General features: G+C 47.0%; 17 protein-coding genes. 16 read left to right on the top strand and 1 reads right to left on the bottom strand.

The genetic code is table 11. The features are described 5' to 3' along the window. Window positions 1–74: 74 nt before the first annotated feature. From alaS to M1D90_RS07245, 12 genes are all read left to right on the top strand, one after another. Window positions 75–2,711, top strand: a complete 2,637-nt coding sequence (gene alaS / locus M1D90_RS07190; protein WP_023855375.1) for an alanine--tRNA ligase — start codon at window positions 75–77, stop codon at window positions 2,709–2,711. 83 nt (window positions 2,712–2,794) lie between these two features. Further along, window positions 2,795–3,061: an IreB family regulatory phosphoprotein gene (locus M1D90_RS07195; protein WP_003183920.1), complete on the top strand. Its 267-nt coding sequence runs from the start codon at window positions 2,795–2,797 to the stop codon at window positions 3,059–3,061. A gap of 6 nt (window positions 3,062–3,067) precedes the next feature. Next, window positions 3,068–3,487, top strand: a complete 420-nt coding sequence (ruvX, locus tag M1D90_RS07200; RefSeq protein ID WP_003183918.1) for a Holliday junction resolvase RuvX — start codon at window positions 3,068–3,070, stop codon at window positions 3,485–3,487. Window positions 3,488–3,497: 10 nt separating this feature from the next. Further along, on the top strand, window positions 3,498–3,782 hold the full coding sequence (locus M1D90_RS07205; protein ID WP_016885528.1) for a DUF1292 domain-containing protein: 285 nt from the start codon (window positions 3,498–3,500) through the stop codon (window positions 3,780–3,782). Between the two features lie 194 nt (window positions 3,783–3,976). After that, on the top strand, window positions 3,977–5,089 hold the full coding sequence (gene mltG / locus M1D90_RS07210) for an endolytic transglycosylase MltG (RefSeq protein WP_023855374.1): 1,113 nt from the start codon (window positions 3,977–3,979) through the stop codon (window positions 5,087–5,089). A 146-nt stretch (window positions 5,090–5,235) separates the two neighbouring features. Further along, window positions 5,236–5,898 (top strand): O-methyltransferase, encoded by a 663-nt coding sequence (locus M1D90_RS07215; RefSeq protein WP_020452393.1) that lies wholly within the window; start codon window positions 5,236–5,238, stop codon window positions 5,896–5,898. After that, window positions 5,895–6,824: a peptidase U32 family protein gene (locus M1D90_RS07220; RefSeq protein WP_023855373.1), complete on the top strand. Its 930-nt coding sequence runs from the start codon at window positions 5,895–5,897 to the stop codon at window positions 6,822–6,824. Before M1D90_RS07215 ends, M1D90_RS07220 begins: the two co-directional genes overlap by 4 nt. Before the next feature lie 14 nt (window positions 6,825–6,838). Further along, complete coding sequence (locus M1D90_RS07225; RefSeq protein WP_020452391.1) at window positions 6,839–8,107, top strand: peptidase U32 family protein; 1,269 nt, start codon at window positions 6,839–6,841, stop codon at window positions 8,105–8,107. A 4-nt stretch (window positions 8,108–8,111) separates the two neighbouring features. Then, on the top strand, window positions 8,112–8,747 hold the full coding sequence (gene udk, locus M1D90_RS07230) for a uridine kinase (protein ID WP_020452390.1): 636 nt from the start codon (window positions 8,112–8,114) through the stop codon (window positions 8,745–8,747). Window positions 8,748–8,985: 238 nt separating this feature from the next. Beyond that, on the top strand, window positions 8,986–9,462 hold the full coding sequence (greA, locus tag M1D90_RS07235; RefSeq protein ID WP_020452389.1) for a transcription elongation factor GreA: 477 nt from the start codon (window positions 8,986–8,988) through the stop codon (window positions 9,460–9,462). 54 nt (window positions 9,463–9,516) lie between these two features. Further along, window positions 9,517–11,271, top strand: a complete 1,755-nt coding sequence (locus M1D90_RS07240) for a peptidoglycan D,D-transpeptidase FtsI family protein (protein WP_145930163.1) — start codon at window positions 9,517–9,519, stop codon at window positions 11,269–11,271. Between the two features lie 58 nt (window positions 11,272–11,329). Next, a complete protein-coding gene (locus M1D90_RS07245; protein WP_020452387.1) occupies window positions 11,330–12,022 on the top strand; it encodes a YrrS family protein in 693 nt (230 codons plus the stop codon). Window positions 12,023–12,061: 39 nt separating this feature from the next. Here the strand turns inward: M1D90_RS07245 and M1D90_RS07250 are convergent, their stop codons facing one another. After that, complete coding sequence (locus M1D90_RS07250) at window positions 12,062–12,265, bottom strand: YrzA family protein (RefSeq protein ID WP_023855370.1); 204 nt, start codon at window positions 12,263–12,265, stop codon at window positions 12,062–12,064. Window positions 12,266–12,454: 189 nt separating this feature from the next. On the opposite strand from M1D90_RS07250, the gene M1D90_RS07255 reads away from it, so the two are divergent. The 4 genes from M1D90_RS07255 to M1D90_RS07270 are packed head-to-tail and all read left to right on the top strand — an operon-like array spanning window position 12,455 to window position 15,932. Then, window positions 12,455–13,096 carry a class I SAM-dependent DNA methyltransferase gene (locus M1D90_RS07255; RefSeq protein ID WP_023855369.1) on the top strand — a complete coding sequence of 214 codons (642 nt, stop codon included), beginning with the start codon at window positions 12,455–12,457 and terminating at the stop codon, window positions 13,094–13,096. Between the two features lie 21 nt (window positions 13,097–13,117). Further along, complete coding sequence (mtnN, locus tag M1D90_RS07260) at window positions 13,118–13,813, top strand: 5'-methylthioadenosine/S-adenosylhomocysteine nucleosidase (RefSeq protein WP_020452384.1); 696 nt, start codon at window positions 13,118–13,120, stop codon at window positions 13,811–13,813. A gap of 51 nt (window positions 13,814–13,864) precedes the next feature. After that, window positions 13,865–14,788 (top strand): PLP-dependent cysteine synthase family protein, encoded by a 924-nt coding sequence (locus M1D90_RS07265; RefSeq protein WP_456283275.1) that lies wholly within the window; start codon window positions 13,865–13,867, stop codon window positions 14,786–14,788. Between the two features lies 1 nt (window position 14,789). Continuing rightward, entirely contained in the window at window positions 14,790–15,932 is a 1,143-nt protein-coding gene (locus M1D90_RS07270) for a bifunctional cystathionine gamma-lyase/homocysteine desulfhydrase (RefSeq protein WP_020452382.1), read from the top strand. The last annotated feature ends 5 nt before the right edge of the window (window positions 15,933–15,937 follow it).

Below are 15,937 nucleotides of genomic sequence, written 5' to 3' on the forward strand. Positions count from 1 at the left end.
CCTGTGTAAACGTTGTTTGCATAGGGCGGGGGCTTTTTAATTTGCATGTGCATCATTTAAAGGAGGAAAAAATAATGAAGACATTGACATCCGCACAAGTGCGCCAAATGTTTTTAGATTTTTTTAAAGAAAAAGGGCATGCCGTTGAACCGAGCGCCTCTCTTATTCCGCATGAAGATCCCTCCCTGCTTTGGATCAACAGCGGAGTTGCGACGCTGAAAAAATATTTTGACGGACGGGTTGTGCCGGAGAATCCGCGTATCTGCAACGCTCAAAAATCAATCAGGACGAACGATATTGAAAATGTCGGGAAAACAGCCCGCCACCATACGTTCTTTGAAATGCTCGGGAACTTTTCGATCGGCGATTATTTCAAAGAAGAAGCGATCGAGTGGGCATGGGAATTTTTAACCGATCAAAAATGGATCGGCTTCGATCCCGAACGGCTGTCAGTCACGGTCCATCCGGAAGATGACGAAGCGTATGAATTATGGTCAAAAAAAATCGGCGTTCCTGAGGAACGGATCATCAGACTGGAAGGAAACTTCTGGGATATCGGTGAAGGCCCGAGCGGACCGAATACCGAAATTTTCTATGACCGCGGTGAAGATTATGGAAATGACCCGTCTGATCCGGAACTTTACCCGGGTGGGGAGAACGAGCGTTACCTTGAAGTATGGAATCTTGTGTTCTCCGAGTTCAACCACAATCCTGACGGAACATACACACCGCTTCCGAAGAAAAACATCGATACGGGGATGGGTCTTGAACGGATGGTATCTGTTATTCAAGATGCCAAGACGAACTATGATACGGATTTGTTTATGCCGATCATCAAGGCGACAGAAGCCATTTCAGGAGAAAAGTACGGCACATCTGCTGAAAAAGATACGGCATTTAAGGTTGTGGCCGACCATATTCGAACGGCTGCGTTTGCGGTCGGCGACGGAGCGCTTCCGTCAAACGAGGGGCGCGGCTATGTCATCAGAAGGCTGCTTCGCCGCGCTGTCCGCTATGCGAAGTCCATCAATATCAACCGTCCGTTTATGTATGAGCTCGTGCCGGTAGTGGCCGACATCATGGCCGCATTCTACGGCGAAGTCAAAGAAAAAGCGGACTTTATCGCGAAAGTCATCAAAACAGAGGAAGAACGCTTCCATGAAACATTGCACGAGGGCTTGGCGATTCTCTCAGAAGTGATTCAAAAGGAAAAAGCAAAAGGAAACCGCATCATTTCCGGGGAAGATGTCTTTAAACTGTATGATACGTATGGATTCCCTGTTGAACTGACCGAAGAATACGCCGAAGATGAAGGCATGGAAGTCGATCATGACGGATTTGAGCGCGAGATGGACAAGCAGCGCGAACGGGCCCGGCAGGCGCGCCAGGACGTCGGCAGCATGCAGGTTCAAGGCGGCGCTCTCCGCGATATCATGACAAAAAGCGAATTCATCGGCTATTCCGATATCAAAACGGAAACGAAAATCGCCGAGCTTCTTCAAGACGGGGAACTTGCCGACCTCGTTCAAGAAGGCAAGAAAGTTCAGTTTATCCTGGAAAAAACCCCGTTCTATGCTGAAAGCGGCGGGCAAATCGGTGATAGAGGCTGGGTTAAAAGCGGGGATGCCGCGATTCGCGTCACAGATGTTAAAAAAGCGCCGAACGGCCAGAACCTGCATGAAGGGATCGTGGAAAGCGGCGCAATTAAAAGAGGCATGAGCGTGACCGCAGAAGTCACGGAGCGGCTAAGAAAAGACATCGTCAAAAACCATACCGCGACACATTTGCTTCATCAGGCGCTGAAAGATGTGCTCGGTACGCATGTCAACCAGGCCGGCTCGCTAGTCACTGACAGCCGTCTGCGCTTTGACTTCTCTCACTTTGGACAGGTGACTAAGGAAGAACTCGAACAAATAGAAACAAAAGTGAACGAGAAAATTTGGGCATCGATTCCTGTGCAAATCGACTTAAAACCGATTGATGAAGCGAAAGCGATGGGAGCCATGGCGCTGTTTGGCGAAAAATACGGAGACATCGTCCGCGTCGTTCAAGTTGGCGACTACAGCATCGAGCTGTGCGGAGGCTGCCACGTGAGAAACACGGCTGAAATCGGTCTCTTTAAGATCGTGTCCGAATCAGGCATCGGGGCCGGCACCCGCAGAATCGAAGCGGTAACTGGGCAGGGCGCTTATGAAGAGATGAACGCCAAACTGGAGCTTCTCGAGCAGGCGGCAGAAGTCCTGAAAACCAATGTGAAGGAAGTGCCGAAACGGATCGAAGCGCTCCAGTCTGATCTGAAAGAAGCTCAGAGAGAAAACGAATCTTTATTGGCGAAACTGGGAAATAAAGAAGCCGGAGAGATTTTAGAAAAAGTAAAAGAAATTGACGGAATCAAACTGCTCGCAGAAAAAGTGAATGCCAAAGATATGAATCACCTGCGCACAATGGTTGACGATCTGAAGGCGAAACTGGGCTCAGCCGTCATCGTTCTCGGGGCGGTTCAAAACGAAAAAGTGAATATTTCCGCCGGAGTTACAAAAGATTTAATAGAGCGGGGTTTCCACGCAGGCAAGCTTGTCAAGCAAGTCGCAGAAGCATGCGGAGGCGGCGGAGGCGGCCGTCCAGACATGGCGCAGGCGGGAGGAAAACAGCCTGAGCGGCTTGCTGAAGCATTAGCATCTGCGGAAGAATGGGTAAAATCCGTTTTATAAATAGCCGTTGTGGTGTAGAATGGTGATTAGAAGGTAATCAGGCTGAAACTTTGCCTGCGAATTTGGGAAAGAGGTGCAAAACGGTGAGCTCATTTGATAAGACGATGAAATTTAACTTTTCCGACGATTCGATGGAAACCAATGTAAATGAAGTGCTGATAACCGTCCATGATGCGCTTCAGGAAAAAGGCTACAACCCGATCAACCAAATTGTCGGATACCTGCTATCAGGAGATCCCGCTTACATTCCAAGGCATCGAGATGCACGTAACCTGATTCGGAAAATAGAAAGAGACGAGATAATCGAAGAATTGGTTAAATCGTACTTAGAACAGCATAAAGAGGCGTAAACAAGCATGCGAATATTAGGTCTGGATTTAGGTTCGAAAACGCTCGGCGTAGCGCTGAGCGATGAAATGGGCTGGACGGCTCAAGGGATAGAAACGATTAAAATCGACGAGGCGGGCGGTGACTACGGCTTGAACCGCCTCGCCGAATTGACGAAAGACTATGTAATTGACAAGATTGTACTCGGTTTTCCCAAAAACATGAATGGAACCGTCGGCCCGAGGGGGGAGGCGAGCCAGAAGTTCGCGGAAGTGCTTGAAGAAACGTTTCAAGTTCCCGTCGTGCTTTGGGACGAGCGCCTCTCGACAATGGCGGCCGAAAGAATGCTGATTTCAGCAGATGTAAGCAGGCAGAAAAGAAAAAAAGTAATAGATAAAATGGCGGCCGTGATGATCCTTCAAGGATATCTCGACAGCCTAAACTCATGAGGTGATTAAGATGGAACACGGAGAAAAAAACATTACGATTGTAGACGACAAAGGAAACGAACAGCTGTGTGAAGTGCTCTTCACATTTGACAGCGATCAGTTTAACAAGTCATACGTGCTTTATTATCCGGTTGAAGCACAGGACGAGGAAGAGATCGAGATCCATGCTTCAAGCTTCGTACCGAATGAAGCCGGAGAAGACGGCGAACTGATGCCGATTGAAACAGAGGAAGAGTGGGATATGATCGAAGAGACGCTGAACACGTTTTTAGCGGATGAAGACGAAGAAGAATAAAGCAGCGGCTGAACCGCTTGACAAAATCCTAAAACTTAAACCGTTTTAGGATTTTGTCATTTTTTAAATGGGCATCTGCAATCATTTGCGCCCTGCTGCCGACAGGCGGCTTTTTTTATTAAAACATTTTGTAATAAATTGCCGAATGATAACGAATCATGTAGTATATACCATGGGAGGAGAGGAGGACACCAATGTTTGAAGATCAGACAAAGAAACCGTTTATAAAAAGACTCCTTAAACATAAAATAAAGTTTTGGCTGACTGTGGTCGCGGTTCTGCTGATTTTAACCGCAGGCGCTGTTTCGCTCTACGTCAAATCGGCGCTCGAACCGGTCGATAAAAATAATGCAAAAACGGTCAGCGTCTATATTCCGGAAGGATCGACCGTTACGTCCATCGCCGCCAAACTGAAAAAAGAGGACCTAATTAAAAACGAAAAAGTATTTATCGCTTATGTGAAATTTAAAAATGCCTCCGGCTTTCAAGCGGGGAACTTTCAGCTCAGCCAGTCGATGGATGCGGCCGGCATGGTCAAAAAGCTGACGAGCGCTTCGCATGTACCGGCATTTAAAATTACCGTTCCTGAAGGAAGACAGCTCCAGGAAATCGCAGCTATCATTGCCGGACAAACCAACTACTCGGCAGCGGACATTATGAAAAAGCTGGATGACCGCGAATTCATCAGCCGATTAAAACAGAAGTATCCGAAACTGATCACCGACGACGTGCTAAACAAGAATATCAAGCATCCGCTTGAAGGATACCTGTATCCTGCGACATATCCGTTTTACGACCCTGAGACGAAGCTGGACGCAATCATCGAAGCGATGATCAAACAAACAGATCAGCTGGCTGAAAAGTATGAAAAGCAGATGAAAGACAAAAAGATGTCCGTCCACAAAGCCTTGACGATGGCTTCGTTAATTGAAGAAGAAGCTACCGAAAAAGCGGACCGGCATAAAATCTCAAGCGTCTTTTACAACCGCATCAGTAAAAACATGCCATTGCAAACGGATCCGACCGTTTTATACGCGCTTGGGGAGCATAAAAACCGTGTCATGTACAAAGACCTTGAAGCGGATTCCCCGTATAATACGTACAAACATGCCGGTCTACCGCCTGGGCCGATTGCTAACGCGGGAGAGAGCTCCTGGGAAGCGGCATTAAATCCGGAGCAAACAGACTATGTTTATTTCCTTGCAAAGAAAAATGGGGAAGTCGTCTTTACAAAAACGCTTGAAGAACACAATAAAGCAAAAGCAAAATACATTACGAACACGCAGGACGAGGAAAAAGGAGAGTAAAAATTACTCTCCTTTTATTCGCAAATACAAAGGTTTTATGATAAAATATATCGGGTTGTTTATTGAGAAAAGACAGTCGACTGCTTTAGGAGAGTGCTGCACATCTGACCTAAGGCTCTTTTTTATGAAAGGGAGGCCATCTGCCCGTGAAGATTGGACACGAAGAATTGACCGGCTATCTTGAAAAGCTGCTGAAGCAAAGACCGGCTGAAATTATGAAACTGGAGGCCTATGCCGAAAAGCATGGCGTGCCCATTATGGAACCGACAGGAATCGAAGTGCTCCTGCAGCTTCTTTCACTCAAAAATCCGAAAAAAATTCTTGAAATCGGTACCGCCATCGGTTATTCGGCGATTCGGATGGCACTTGCCCTTCCCGAAGCTGAAATCTTTACGATCGAGCGCGATGAAGACAGGTATCGGGAAGCGTTGAAAAACATCCGGTCATTCCAGCTTGAAAACAGAATTCACGTGTTCTTCGGCGATGCGCTCAGCGAATCGGATGCCGTTCAATCGATGGCTCCTTATGATGCGCTTTTTATCGATGCCGCAAAAGGCCAGTATCAGAAGTTTTTCAGTATATATGAAAAAATGCTCGCCGATGACGGCATCATTTTTACTGACAATGTCCTTTTCAAAGGCCTTGTCGCATCAGATTACAATCAGATCGAAAACAAGCGCATCAAAAAGCTTGTATCGAAAATAGATCATTACAATCATTGGCTGATGGAGCATCCTGACTACCACACGGCGATCCTGCCTGTGGGCGACGGATTGGCCGTCAGTCAAAAAAGAGGTGAACGGATATGAAAAAGCCTGAACTGCTTGTGACGCCGACGGCTGTTTCGGATATTAAGCCTTTGGCAGAGGCGGGCGCCGATGCGTTTATCATCGGTGAACAAAGGTTCGGTCTGCGTTTAGCCGGGGAGTTTTCCAGAGAGGAAGTAAAAGAAGCCATCATTCAGGCTCATCAAAAAGGCGCAAAAGTATATGTTGCCGTGAATGCGATTTTTCACAATGACCGGGTGCCAGAACTGAATGACTACCTTTCTTTCTTGGCAGAGGCAGGCGCCGATGCGGTTGTCTTCGGCGATCCCGCTGTACTTATGGCTGCACGGGAATCAGCGCCGAATATGAAACTTCACTGGAATACGGAAACGACCGCAACCAACCATTATTCCTGCAACTATTGGGGGCGAAAGGGCGCGAAGCGCGCGGTGCTCGCAAGAGAGCTCAACATGGACAGCATCGTTGAGATTAAAGAGAAAGCAGAAGTCGAGATCGAAATTCAGGTTCACGGCATGACATGTATGTTCCAGTCAAAGCGCTCCCTGATCGGCAACTATTTTGAATACCAGGGAAAAGTCATGGATATCGAAGGAAAGAAAAAAGAAAAAGGCATGTATCTTCATGATAAAGAACGCGGTAACAAATATCCGATTTTCGAAGACGAAAACGGCACGCACATCATGAGTCCGAATGACGTCTGCATCATTGATGAGCTTGAGGATTTAATCGATGCCGGCGTCGATTCATTTAAAATTGAAGGGATTTTAAAATCGGTCGAATACATGACTGAGGTAACGGCCATGTACCGCGAAGCCATCGACCTTTGCATCGCAGACAGAGAAGCATACGAAGACAAGAAAGAAGAATGGATCGAGCGGATTGAACAGCTGCAGCCTGCAAACCGCAGCATCGATACCGGATTCTTTTTCAAAGAAACAGTATACTAAAAGGAGGGATAGCCATGTCTGCAGTAAAAGATAAAATTTCCAAAATCGTTGATGGAAAACGCGTCATTACGAAAAAGCCAGAACTTCTTGCTCCGGCGGGAAATTTGGAAAAACTGAAAATCGCTGTCCACTATGGCGCAGACGCTGTATTTATCGGCGGACGTGAATATGGACTCCGCTCAAACGCAGATAACTTTTCAATTGAAGAAATGGCTGAAGGTGTCGAATTTGCGAAAAAATACGGCGCAAGAATTTATGTGACGACAAACATTTTTGCGCATGAAGAAAATATCGACGGGCTAGAAGACTATTTGCGCGACCTCGAGGGAGCAGGCGTGTCAGGCATTATCGTCGCTGATCCCCTGATCATTGAAACATGCCGCAGGGTCGCGCCGAAGCTGGAAGTGCATTTGAGCACCCAGCAGTCCCTTTCAAACTGGAAAGCCGTTCAGTTCTGGAAGGAAGAAGGCCTTGAGCGGGTCGTGCTCGCGCGCGAAACGAGCGCACTTGAGATCAGAGAAATGAAAGAAAAAGTGGATATTGAAATCGAAACATTCATACACGGTGCGATGTGCATCGCTTATTCCGGCCGCTGCGTGCTCAGCAACCATATGACGGCCAGAGACTCTAACCGCGGAGGCTGCTGCCAGTCATGCCGATGGGACTATGATTTGTATCAGACGGACGGGGCGAATGCACTGCCGCTATATGAAGAAGGCGATGCACCGTTTGCGATGAGCCCGAAAGATCTGAAGCTGATCGAATCGATTCCGCAAATGATTGAAATGGGTATTGATAGCCTGAAAATCGAAGGCCGGATGAAATCGATTCACTACATTGCGACAGTCGTCAGTGTGTACAGAAAAGTGATCGATTCTTATTGCGCTGACCCCGAAAATTTCGTCATCAAAGAAGAATGGCTGAAAGAACTGGACAAATGCGCCAATAGAGACACGGCGCCTGCTTTCTTTGAAGGAACCCCCGGATATGAAGAGCAGATGTTCGGCGTTCACGGCAAAAAGACAACATACGACTTTGCCGGACTTGTCCTTGATTATGATGAAGAGACAAAAATGGTCACGCTCCAGCAGCGGAACTTCTTTAAAACCGGAGATGAAGTCGAATTTTTCGGTCCGGAAATCGAAAATTTCACATGCAAAATTGACACGATATGGGACGAAAAAGGCAATGTGCTTGATGCAGCCCGCCATCCCCTGCAGATCGTCAAATTTAAAGTGGACAACAAGATATATCCTAGCAACATGATGAGAAAGGGGCAGTAATGGCATGGGGAAAAAACCGGTAGTTATCGGCATAGCGGGAGGCTCCGGATCTGGAAAAACGAGCGTCACCAGATCCATTTATGAACAGTTTAAAGGTCATTCGATCTTGATGCTGGAACAGGATTTATATTATAAAGATCAGAGCCATCTGCCGTTTGAAGAGCGGCTGAACACGAACTACGACCATCCGCTTGCATTTGATAATGACTATTTGATCGAGCATTTAAATGAATTGCTTGCCTACAAGCCGATCAAAAAGCCGATTTACGATTACAAGCTGCATACGCGTTCAGAGGAAGTCGTGCACGTCGATCCGAAAGATGTTATTATTTTGGAAGGAATCCTTGTCCTCGAGGATGAAAGGCTCCGCGACTTAATGGACATCAAGCTGTATGTCGATACGGATGCCGACCTGCGGATCATCAGAAGGATGGTCAGAGACATAAAAGAAAGAGGACGTTCGATCGATTCTGTCATCGAGCAGTACATCTCAGTCGTCAGACCGATGCATAACCAGTTTGTCGAACCGACGAAACGCTATGCCGATATCATTATTCCGGAGGGCGGACAAAACCGCGTCGCCATCGACCTGATGGTAACAAAAATACAAACTATTCTTGAACAAAACGCGATTTTATAATAACATAGCATAGACAAACACAACTCTGACCATATTATGTATAGAAATTGAAGGGTTCTCATCCTGAGCCCTTCTTTAACTGTATAAGCACCATTTACCGGAGCCTTCCATCCGGTTTATATGATACTTTACAAATATGGGAGAGAAGAAGGGGACAAGGGTTGTCCTCATTCTTGTATATTCAAGTCTATACCTCACATACAAGTGATGAGGAACCAACTAGAAGGAGTGAAGGAACATGGCACAAGAGAAAGTATTTCCTATGACAGAAACGGGAAAGAAAAAACTGGAAGAAGAACTTGAGTATTTGAAAACGGTTAAACGTAAAGAAGTTGTTGAACGTATTAAAGTGGCAAGAAGCTTCGGAGACCTCTCCGAAAACTCCGAATACGATTCAGCAAAAGAAGAACAAGCTTTTGTAGAAGGGCGCATCACAACCCTTGACAATATGATCCGCAACGCAAAGATCATCGAAGACGATGGTGCAAACTCAGATATCGTCGGCCTCGGAAAAACCGTTACATTTACGGAGCTTCCTGACGGTGAAGAAGAATCTTATACCATTGTGGGCAGCGCGGAAGCCGATCCGTTTGAAGGAAAAATCTCGAACGATTCCCCAATCGCGAAAAGCCTTCTCGGCAAACAGGTCGGGGACGAAGTGACCGTTCAAACACCGGGCGGCGAAATGCTTGTAAAAATTGTGAAAATTTCATAAAATCTGTTTAGCAAACGATGACCTCGTCCACAATGTGGATGAGGTGTTTTTATTATGAAATGGCAAAAGCGCATGAAGTGGGTGTCGATTATCATTTCGGCTGCCCTGTTATTTCTGCTGATCAGGCTCGCTGAAATTCAACTGTTTTTTACCGAATCCTTTTCTAAACGGAATGTGAACTTAATCCAGGAAAGCGTCAAACAGCGCACTGAGGAAGTTCGGATTTCAGACGGGAGAGGATCTTTTTTAGATCGGAACGGCGAACATTTGTCCGTCACCCAAAAACCGGCCATCGTCTTATTTCCTTTTTTAAAACATCAGCCATGGCCGGCCGAAGAAGCAGCCGAAATTTTAAACATGACAAAAGATGAGCTCGAGAATAAGCTTGAGCATGCGAAAAAACCTGTGATTCTTACAAAACATGAAGGAGCGTCCATTTCAAAGACGGCTCTCGAAAAAATCAATAAACTGAAATATCCCGGCGTTTACGGCGTATACATAGAAGAAACAGAAAAGAACAGGCTGGCTTCGCATACGCTCGGTATGACCAATCAAGACCCGGACCTTCTCCGACGAAAATATCCCGATAAAGAGGGCCTCTCCATCAGCACGAAAATCGGCACCTTCGGCATGGAGCGGACATTTGATGAATTCCTGCTGCCTGAACAAGATACAAAACTGTTGTATCATGTGGACGGATTGGGAAACCCTTTGTTCGGTATGGACGTCAAATATACGGCAGATGCAAATCCGTTTTACCCGCTGCAAGTCAAAACAACGATCGACAAAAAGGTTCAGCGGGCAATGGAAGATGTACTGGCTGACCATCAGCTTGATAAAGGCGGAGCGGTTCTGATTGACATCGAGACGAACGGCGTGGCGGCGATTGCGAGCAAGCCCGATCTCAACATGGCATCGCAAAAAACAAGGCAAAACTATATGCTGACACCGGTATATCCCGGCTCGGTTTTTAAAACCGTGATTGCCGCGGCAGCGATCGAAAACGGCTTGGACCATCCGTCAAAAACCTTTAACTGCAATTTGAACCTGTACGGTGAGGCCGGAGAAGACAAAGGGAAGCTCAGCTTGGAAGACAGTTTTGCGGAAAGCTGCAACTACACGTTTACAAATCTTGCTGGGCAGCTCGTTGAAAAAAACAGCTCCGTGATCGAAGATACCGCCGCAAAGCTTGGGCTGACCGGACGGGTCGGCTGGGAAGGGAAGCTGTATCATGAAGATGAGTTCAGACAGTTTCATCATGAAACTGCCGGATCAATCTGGGGGGATGAAAAGGACAAAAAAGTCAAAAAAGCTGTAGCCCAGACCGCCATCGGCCAAAAAAATGTGAAGCTGACCCCGTTGGAAATCGCCAACATGATGGCGACCATTGCAAGAGGCGGAGAGAAAAAACAAGTCAAGATCGCAGACCAGATCGAATATAAAAACGGCACATTGATGACGGCTTTTAAAGATCACAAGCTCCCCGGAGAGAAAATCGATCAGTATACCGCGCAAAAGCTGCAGAAACTGCTCAGAAAAGTCGTCACGTCTGAAAAGGGGACAGGCCGGCGCTTCAGAGATCTTCCGTACGAAGTAGCGGGCAAATCGGGCACAGCTCAGACAGGCCGGACGGCAGATGACAAAAAATCGCTCTATCATAAATGGTTCGCAGGTTATTTTCCGGCGGACAAACCGAAATATGCGCTCGTCGTCGTCCATATGGATACGCCGGATAGCAAGGCTGCGACAAATGCCGTATTTTATGATATTGTTAAAAAAGTATATGAAATTGAAAAGAACCAGACATAGAAGAATGCCTCAGGTGATGATAAAATAGAAAGCGAGGCAAGAGGGAAAAAGGAGTGCAATGAACTTGAGCGAAACAAGGGAATCTCGTTTTGAAAATCGTGATAAGCGCAGGAAAGCGAATCTTGTGCTTAACATTTTAATAGGCATCGTATTGGTATTAATCGTTGTCGTCGCCAGCAGTCTGATGATGAACAGCCCGAAGGAGCAGGCGCAGCAAGATGCTTCGAAAAACGATTCTGAACAGACGACAGAAGCACCTGCTTCCGACAATAAGAAACAAACGTCTGACGAAGATGTAAAAGATGAGGACAAAGGAAAAAGCGATTCTGCCGACAAAGAAGACAGCGATTCCGACTCGGACAAGGATAAAGACTCTGCTTCAGACGAGGACAAATCAACATCAGATGATCCGTTTGAAGGAGCCGAAGTGAAAGAAGGCGGTTCAAGCGCCAATGTTGAAAAAACGATCATCAATCCTGACTGGAAGCCTGTCGGCACACAACAGAGCGGACAGCATACCGCAACATATGATTCGTCTTCACAAGACTGGAAAGAAATGCTTGAAGCCATTTCATATGCGACAGGGGTTTCCCAGGATAACATGACGTTGATCTGGCTCGGAAACAACGGCAGCCCGCAAGATGCGAAAGGAACCATTCAGGCGAAGGACACCGGCGTCAAATACCAGGTAGCCATTACTTGGGTTGACGGGAAAGGCTGGAAGCCGACAAAAGTTGAACAGTTGAAGTAAAGAAAAAAGCGTCCGGTTTTAACAACCGGGCGCTTTTTTTTATGATTCGGCTTTAAAATGCACGACTGCGCTGTAGTGGATCCGTCCGTCAATGACCGCCGTCTGATGGGAAACCGAATGGACCCTCAGCAAAAGCGCCTGGTTGTTTTCAATCTGCTGACTGATCTTTTTTTCAAGCTCCTCTAAGCTCAGCGCCTCAAAAAACTCAATTTTATCTTTGATCAGATCGAGCCCGAAGTTCATAAACCAATCCTCCATTCGTTTCAAGTCATTTTTTATTAAAGCAAAGAAGCGTCCGGGTGACAAGGGAAATATAACCAAGCCTTTTTTGTACCCAAAACGAATGACTTGTGGTAGGATAAGAACTAATCAACTGAATAAATCATACTATACTTATAGGAATTGTAAAAATAGATGGAGAGTGACGATAAAATGGGAAGAGAGTTCATTCCTTTATTTGAGAACTGGGCAAATTCTTATGATGATACAGTAGTTGGCCGCGATCTTCAGTACAAAGAAGTGTTTCGCAACTACGACGGCATTCTGGATGATGTCGTCAGCCGCTCCGGGCATAAAGTTCTTGAATTCGGCGTCGGCACTGGCAATCTGACTGCAAAATTGCTGGCAGCCGGAAAGGGAGTCACAGGTGTAGAACCTTCAAAAGCAATGAGGGAAATTGCCGAGGCAAAGCTAGCGGAGAATGCAGTGATCGTTGACGGAGACTTTCTCGACTTTCCGGAACCGCCGTTTTCTCCCGACACGATTGTCAGTTCCTATGCGTTTCACCACCTGACAAACGAAGAGAAACGGGAGGCTGTGAAGCGATATGGAAAAATGCTCGGAAAGCATGGTAAAATAGTGTTTGCTGATACCGTCTTCAAGGATCGGGAAGCCTTCTCTGCCGCTGTTAAAAAAGCGAAGGAAAAAGGGTTCCTGCAATTGGCGGAAGACCTTGAAACGGAACATTATCCGACGCTTTCGGAAATGGAAATGATCTTTACCTCAGAACAATTCAGTATCGCCTTTCAAAAGCATAATGATTTTGTCTGGGTAATGGAAGCGGCAAAATTGTAATTTGAAGGGAAGTTTTAAGATATGAAAATCGCAGTTATCGGAGCAATGGAAGAAGAAGTCACGATTTTGCGAAGCAAGCTCGAACAGACGAACCAAGAAGTCATCGCAAACTGTGAATTTACCAGCGGATTTTATGAAGGAAAAGAAGTCGTACTTTTAAAGTCCGGCATCGGCAAAGTCAATGCAGCCATGAGCACGACGATTCTGCTCGACCGCTTTAAACCGGACGTTGTCATCAACACCGGATCAGCCGGCGGCTTCCATCATTCGCTTAATGTCGGAGACATCGTCATCTCGACCGAAGTCCGCCATCATGATGTCGATGTCACGGCATTTGATTATGAATATGGACAGGTTCCGAATCTGCCGGCCGCATACAAGGCCGACAGTACATTGATCCAAGCGGCGGAAGCCGAAGCGTCTGAACTGGGACACATTCAGGTTGTCAAAGGAACGATTGCAACAGGCGACTCCTTTATGAGCGATCCTGACCGCGTGGCATTCATCCGCGGCAAGTTTGCAGATCTTTACGCGGTTGAAATGGAAGCGGCTGCTGTCGCACAGGTTTCCTATCAATTTAATACGCCGTTCGTTGTCATCAGGGCGCTTTCAGACATCGCCGGAAAAGAGTCTGAAATTTCATTTGACCAATTTTTGGAGCAGGCTGCCAAGCATTCGACAGATCTTGTGCTCCGCATGATCAAAAGAATCAATTAAAAACAGGGGGGAGCCCCCCTCTGTTTTGCACCTCTTGAAGGAGGAAGGAACATGAATGTGATCAAGGACATCACCCAATTGATCGGTAAAACGCCGCTTCTGCAGATTTTGAATTTTCATATCCCCAGCGGTGTTAACATATATGCAAAGCTTGAAATGATGAATCCGGGAGGCAGCATTAAAGACCGGCTCGGAGAAGTGATGATTGCTGAAGCCGTCGATTCGGGAAAGCTGAAACCCGGTGGAACGGTCATTGAGGCGACAGCAGGCAATACGGGAATCGGCCTTGCCCTCGCCGCCAGAAAGCACAGGATTAGACCCGTTTTTTGCGTGCCCGAGCATTTCAGCATGGAAAAACAGTCGATCATGAAAGCGCTCGGCGCTCGAATTGTTCATACCCTCAGAAGTGCCGGAATGAAGGGTGCGATTGAAAAGGCACTTGAACTTGAGAAGGAGATTCCTGATTCTTATTGCATTTTGCAGTTTAAAAACCCAGTAAATCCATTGGCTTACTATAAAACGATCGCCCCGGAAATATGGGATGATCTAGAGGGCCGGATTGACGTCTTCGTCGCCGGTGCGGGATCAGGCGGGACATTTGCGGGAACCGCCAAGTTTCTAAAAGAAAAAAATCCGTCCATTAAAACGGTTATTGTTGAACCTGAAGGCTCGATTTTAAACGGAGGAGAACCGCACGGACATAAAACCGAAGGAATCGGAATGGAATTCATTCCGGAATATATGGACGAAAGCCATTTCGATGAGATTTACACCGTGCTTGACGAAGAGGCGTTCCGGCTTGTAAAAGAAGCCGCTGAAAAGGAAGGGCTTCTGATCGGAAGCTCATCAGGCGCCGCGTTGTTTGCCGCGTTGAAAGAAGCCGAAAAAGCGAAAGCCGGCACAAACATTGTGACAATTTTCCCCGACAGCAGCGACCGCTATTTAAGCAAAAAAATTTACGAAGGAGGAATATGAGATGAAGCCAAAAACGAAAATGATCCACGGCGGCATTACAGGAGACGAAAAAACAGGAGCGGTATCGGTTCCTATTTACCAAGTCAGCACGTACAAACAGCCGCGCGCCGGACAGCATACAGGATACGAATATTCCCGGACGGGAAATCCGACAAGAACGGCGCTCGAATCCTTGATCGCGGATGTTGAAGGCGGTGAAGCAGGCTACGCGTTCGGCTCTGGGATGGCAGCGATCACAGCGGTCATGATGCTTTTTAAAAGCGGCGATCACATCGTGTTGACAGATGATGTATACGGCGGCACATACCGCGTGATGACAAAGGTGATGAATCGCATCGGCATTGAAGCGACCTTCAGTGATACGAGCAGCATTGAAGACATCGAAAAAGCGATCAAGCCGAATACAAAAGCGATTTATGTTGAGACGCCGACAAATCCTTTATTGAAAATCACGGACATCAAGAAAGCCGCTGAAACAGCGAAAAAGCACGGCCTGTTGCTGATTGTCGACAACACCTTCTACACACCGTACTTTCAAAACCCAATCTCGTTGGGAGCCGATATCGTCCTTCACAGCGCGACGAAGTACTTGGGCGGACACAGCGATGTCGTCGGCGGACTGGTTGTGACAGCCTCGAAGGAACTCGCAGAAGAGATCCATTTCATTCAAAATTCTACAGGCGGGATTCTCGGGCCTCAGGATTCCTGGCTCTTAATGAGGGGGATGAAAACTCTTGGCTTGAGAATGGAAGCGCATGAGCAAAATGCCAGGAAAATCGCAGCTTTTTTAGATGATCATCCGGCCGTCAAAAAGGTTTATTATCCAGGGCTGCCGTCCCATCCGGGACATGAGCTTGCCAAGCGGCAAAGCACGGGCTTCGGCGGCATGATCTCGTTTGATATCGGAAAAGAAGAGAACGTGGACATTGTCCTTGGCCGTCTGAAATGGTTTACGATTGCCGAAAGCCTTGGCGCGGTTGAAAGCCTGATTTCAGTGCCGGCGCGGATGACTCACGCTTCGATCCCGCGTGAACGCCGGCTGGAGCTTGGCATTACAGACGGATTGATCCGCATTTCCGCCGGGGTAGAAGATATTGACGATCTGTTGGAAGACTTGCAGCAAGCGCTGGCCCCGATTTCTTAAAATGG

The sequence above is a fragment of the Bacillus sp. JZ34 genome (assembly GCF_053903205.1).

Bases quoted from the DNA above. Each gene is read 5' to 3' on its own strand.
- alaS (WP_023855375.1), top strand. From the start codon at position 75: ATGAAGACATTGACATCCGCACAAGTGCGCCAAATGTTTTTAGATTTT.
- udk (WP_020452390.1), top strand. From the start codon at position 8,112: ATGGGGAAAAAACCGGTAGTTATCGGCATAGCGGGAGGCTCCGGATCT.
- ruvX (WP_003183918.1), top strand. From the start codon at position 3,068: ATGCGAATATTAGGTCTGGATTTAGGTTCGAAAACGCTCGGCGTAGCG.
- M1D90_RS07250 (WP_023855370.1), bottom strand. From the start codon at position 12,265: ATGAACTTCGGGCTCGATCTGATCAAAGATAAAATTGAGTTTTTTGAG.
- M1D90_RS07205 (WP_016885528.1), top strand. From the start codon at position 3,498: ATGGAACACGGAGAAAAAAACATTACGATTGTAGACGACAAAGGAAAC.
- M1D90_RS07220 (WP_023855373.1), top strand. From the start codon at position 5,895: ATGAAAAAGCCTGAACTGCTTGTGACGCCGACGGCTGTTTCGGATATT.
- greA (WP_020452389.1), top strand. From the start codon at position 8,986: ATGGCACAAGAGAAAGTATTTCCTATGACAGAAACGGGAAAGAAAAAA.
- M1D90_RS07240 (WP_145930163.1), top strand. From the start codon at position 9,517: ATGAAATGGCAAAAGCGCATGAAGTGGGTGTCGATTATCATTTCGGCT.
- M1D90_RS07255 (WP_023855369.1), top strand. From the start codon at position 12,455: ATGGGAAGAGAGTTCATTCCTTTATTTGAGAACTGGGCAAATTCTTAT.
- M1D90_RS07270 (WP_020452382.1), top strand. From the start codon at position 14,790: ATGAAGCCAAAAACGAAAATGATCCACGGCGGCATTACAGGAGACGAA.
- mtnN (WP_020452384.1), top strand. From the start codon at position 13,118: ATGAAAATCGCAGTTATCGGAGCAATGGAAGAAGAAGTCACGATTTTG.
- M1D90_RS07245 (WP_020452387.1), top strand. From the start codon at position 11,330: ATGAACTTGAGCGAAACAAGGGAATCTCGTTTTGAAAATCGTGATAAG.
- mltG (WP_023855374.1), top strand. From the start codon at position 3,977: ATGTTTGAAGATCAGACAAAGAAACCGTTTATAAAAAGACTCCTTAAA.
- M1D90_RS07265 (WP_456283275.1), top strand. From the start codon at position 13,865: ATGAATGTGATCAAGGACATCACCCAATTGATCGGTAAAACGCCGCTT.
- M1D90_RS07225 (WP_020452391.1), top strand. From the start codon at position 6,839: ATGTCTGCAGTAAAAGATAAAATTTCCAAAATCGTTGATGGAAAACGC.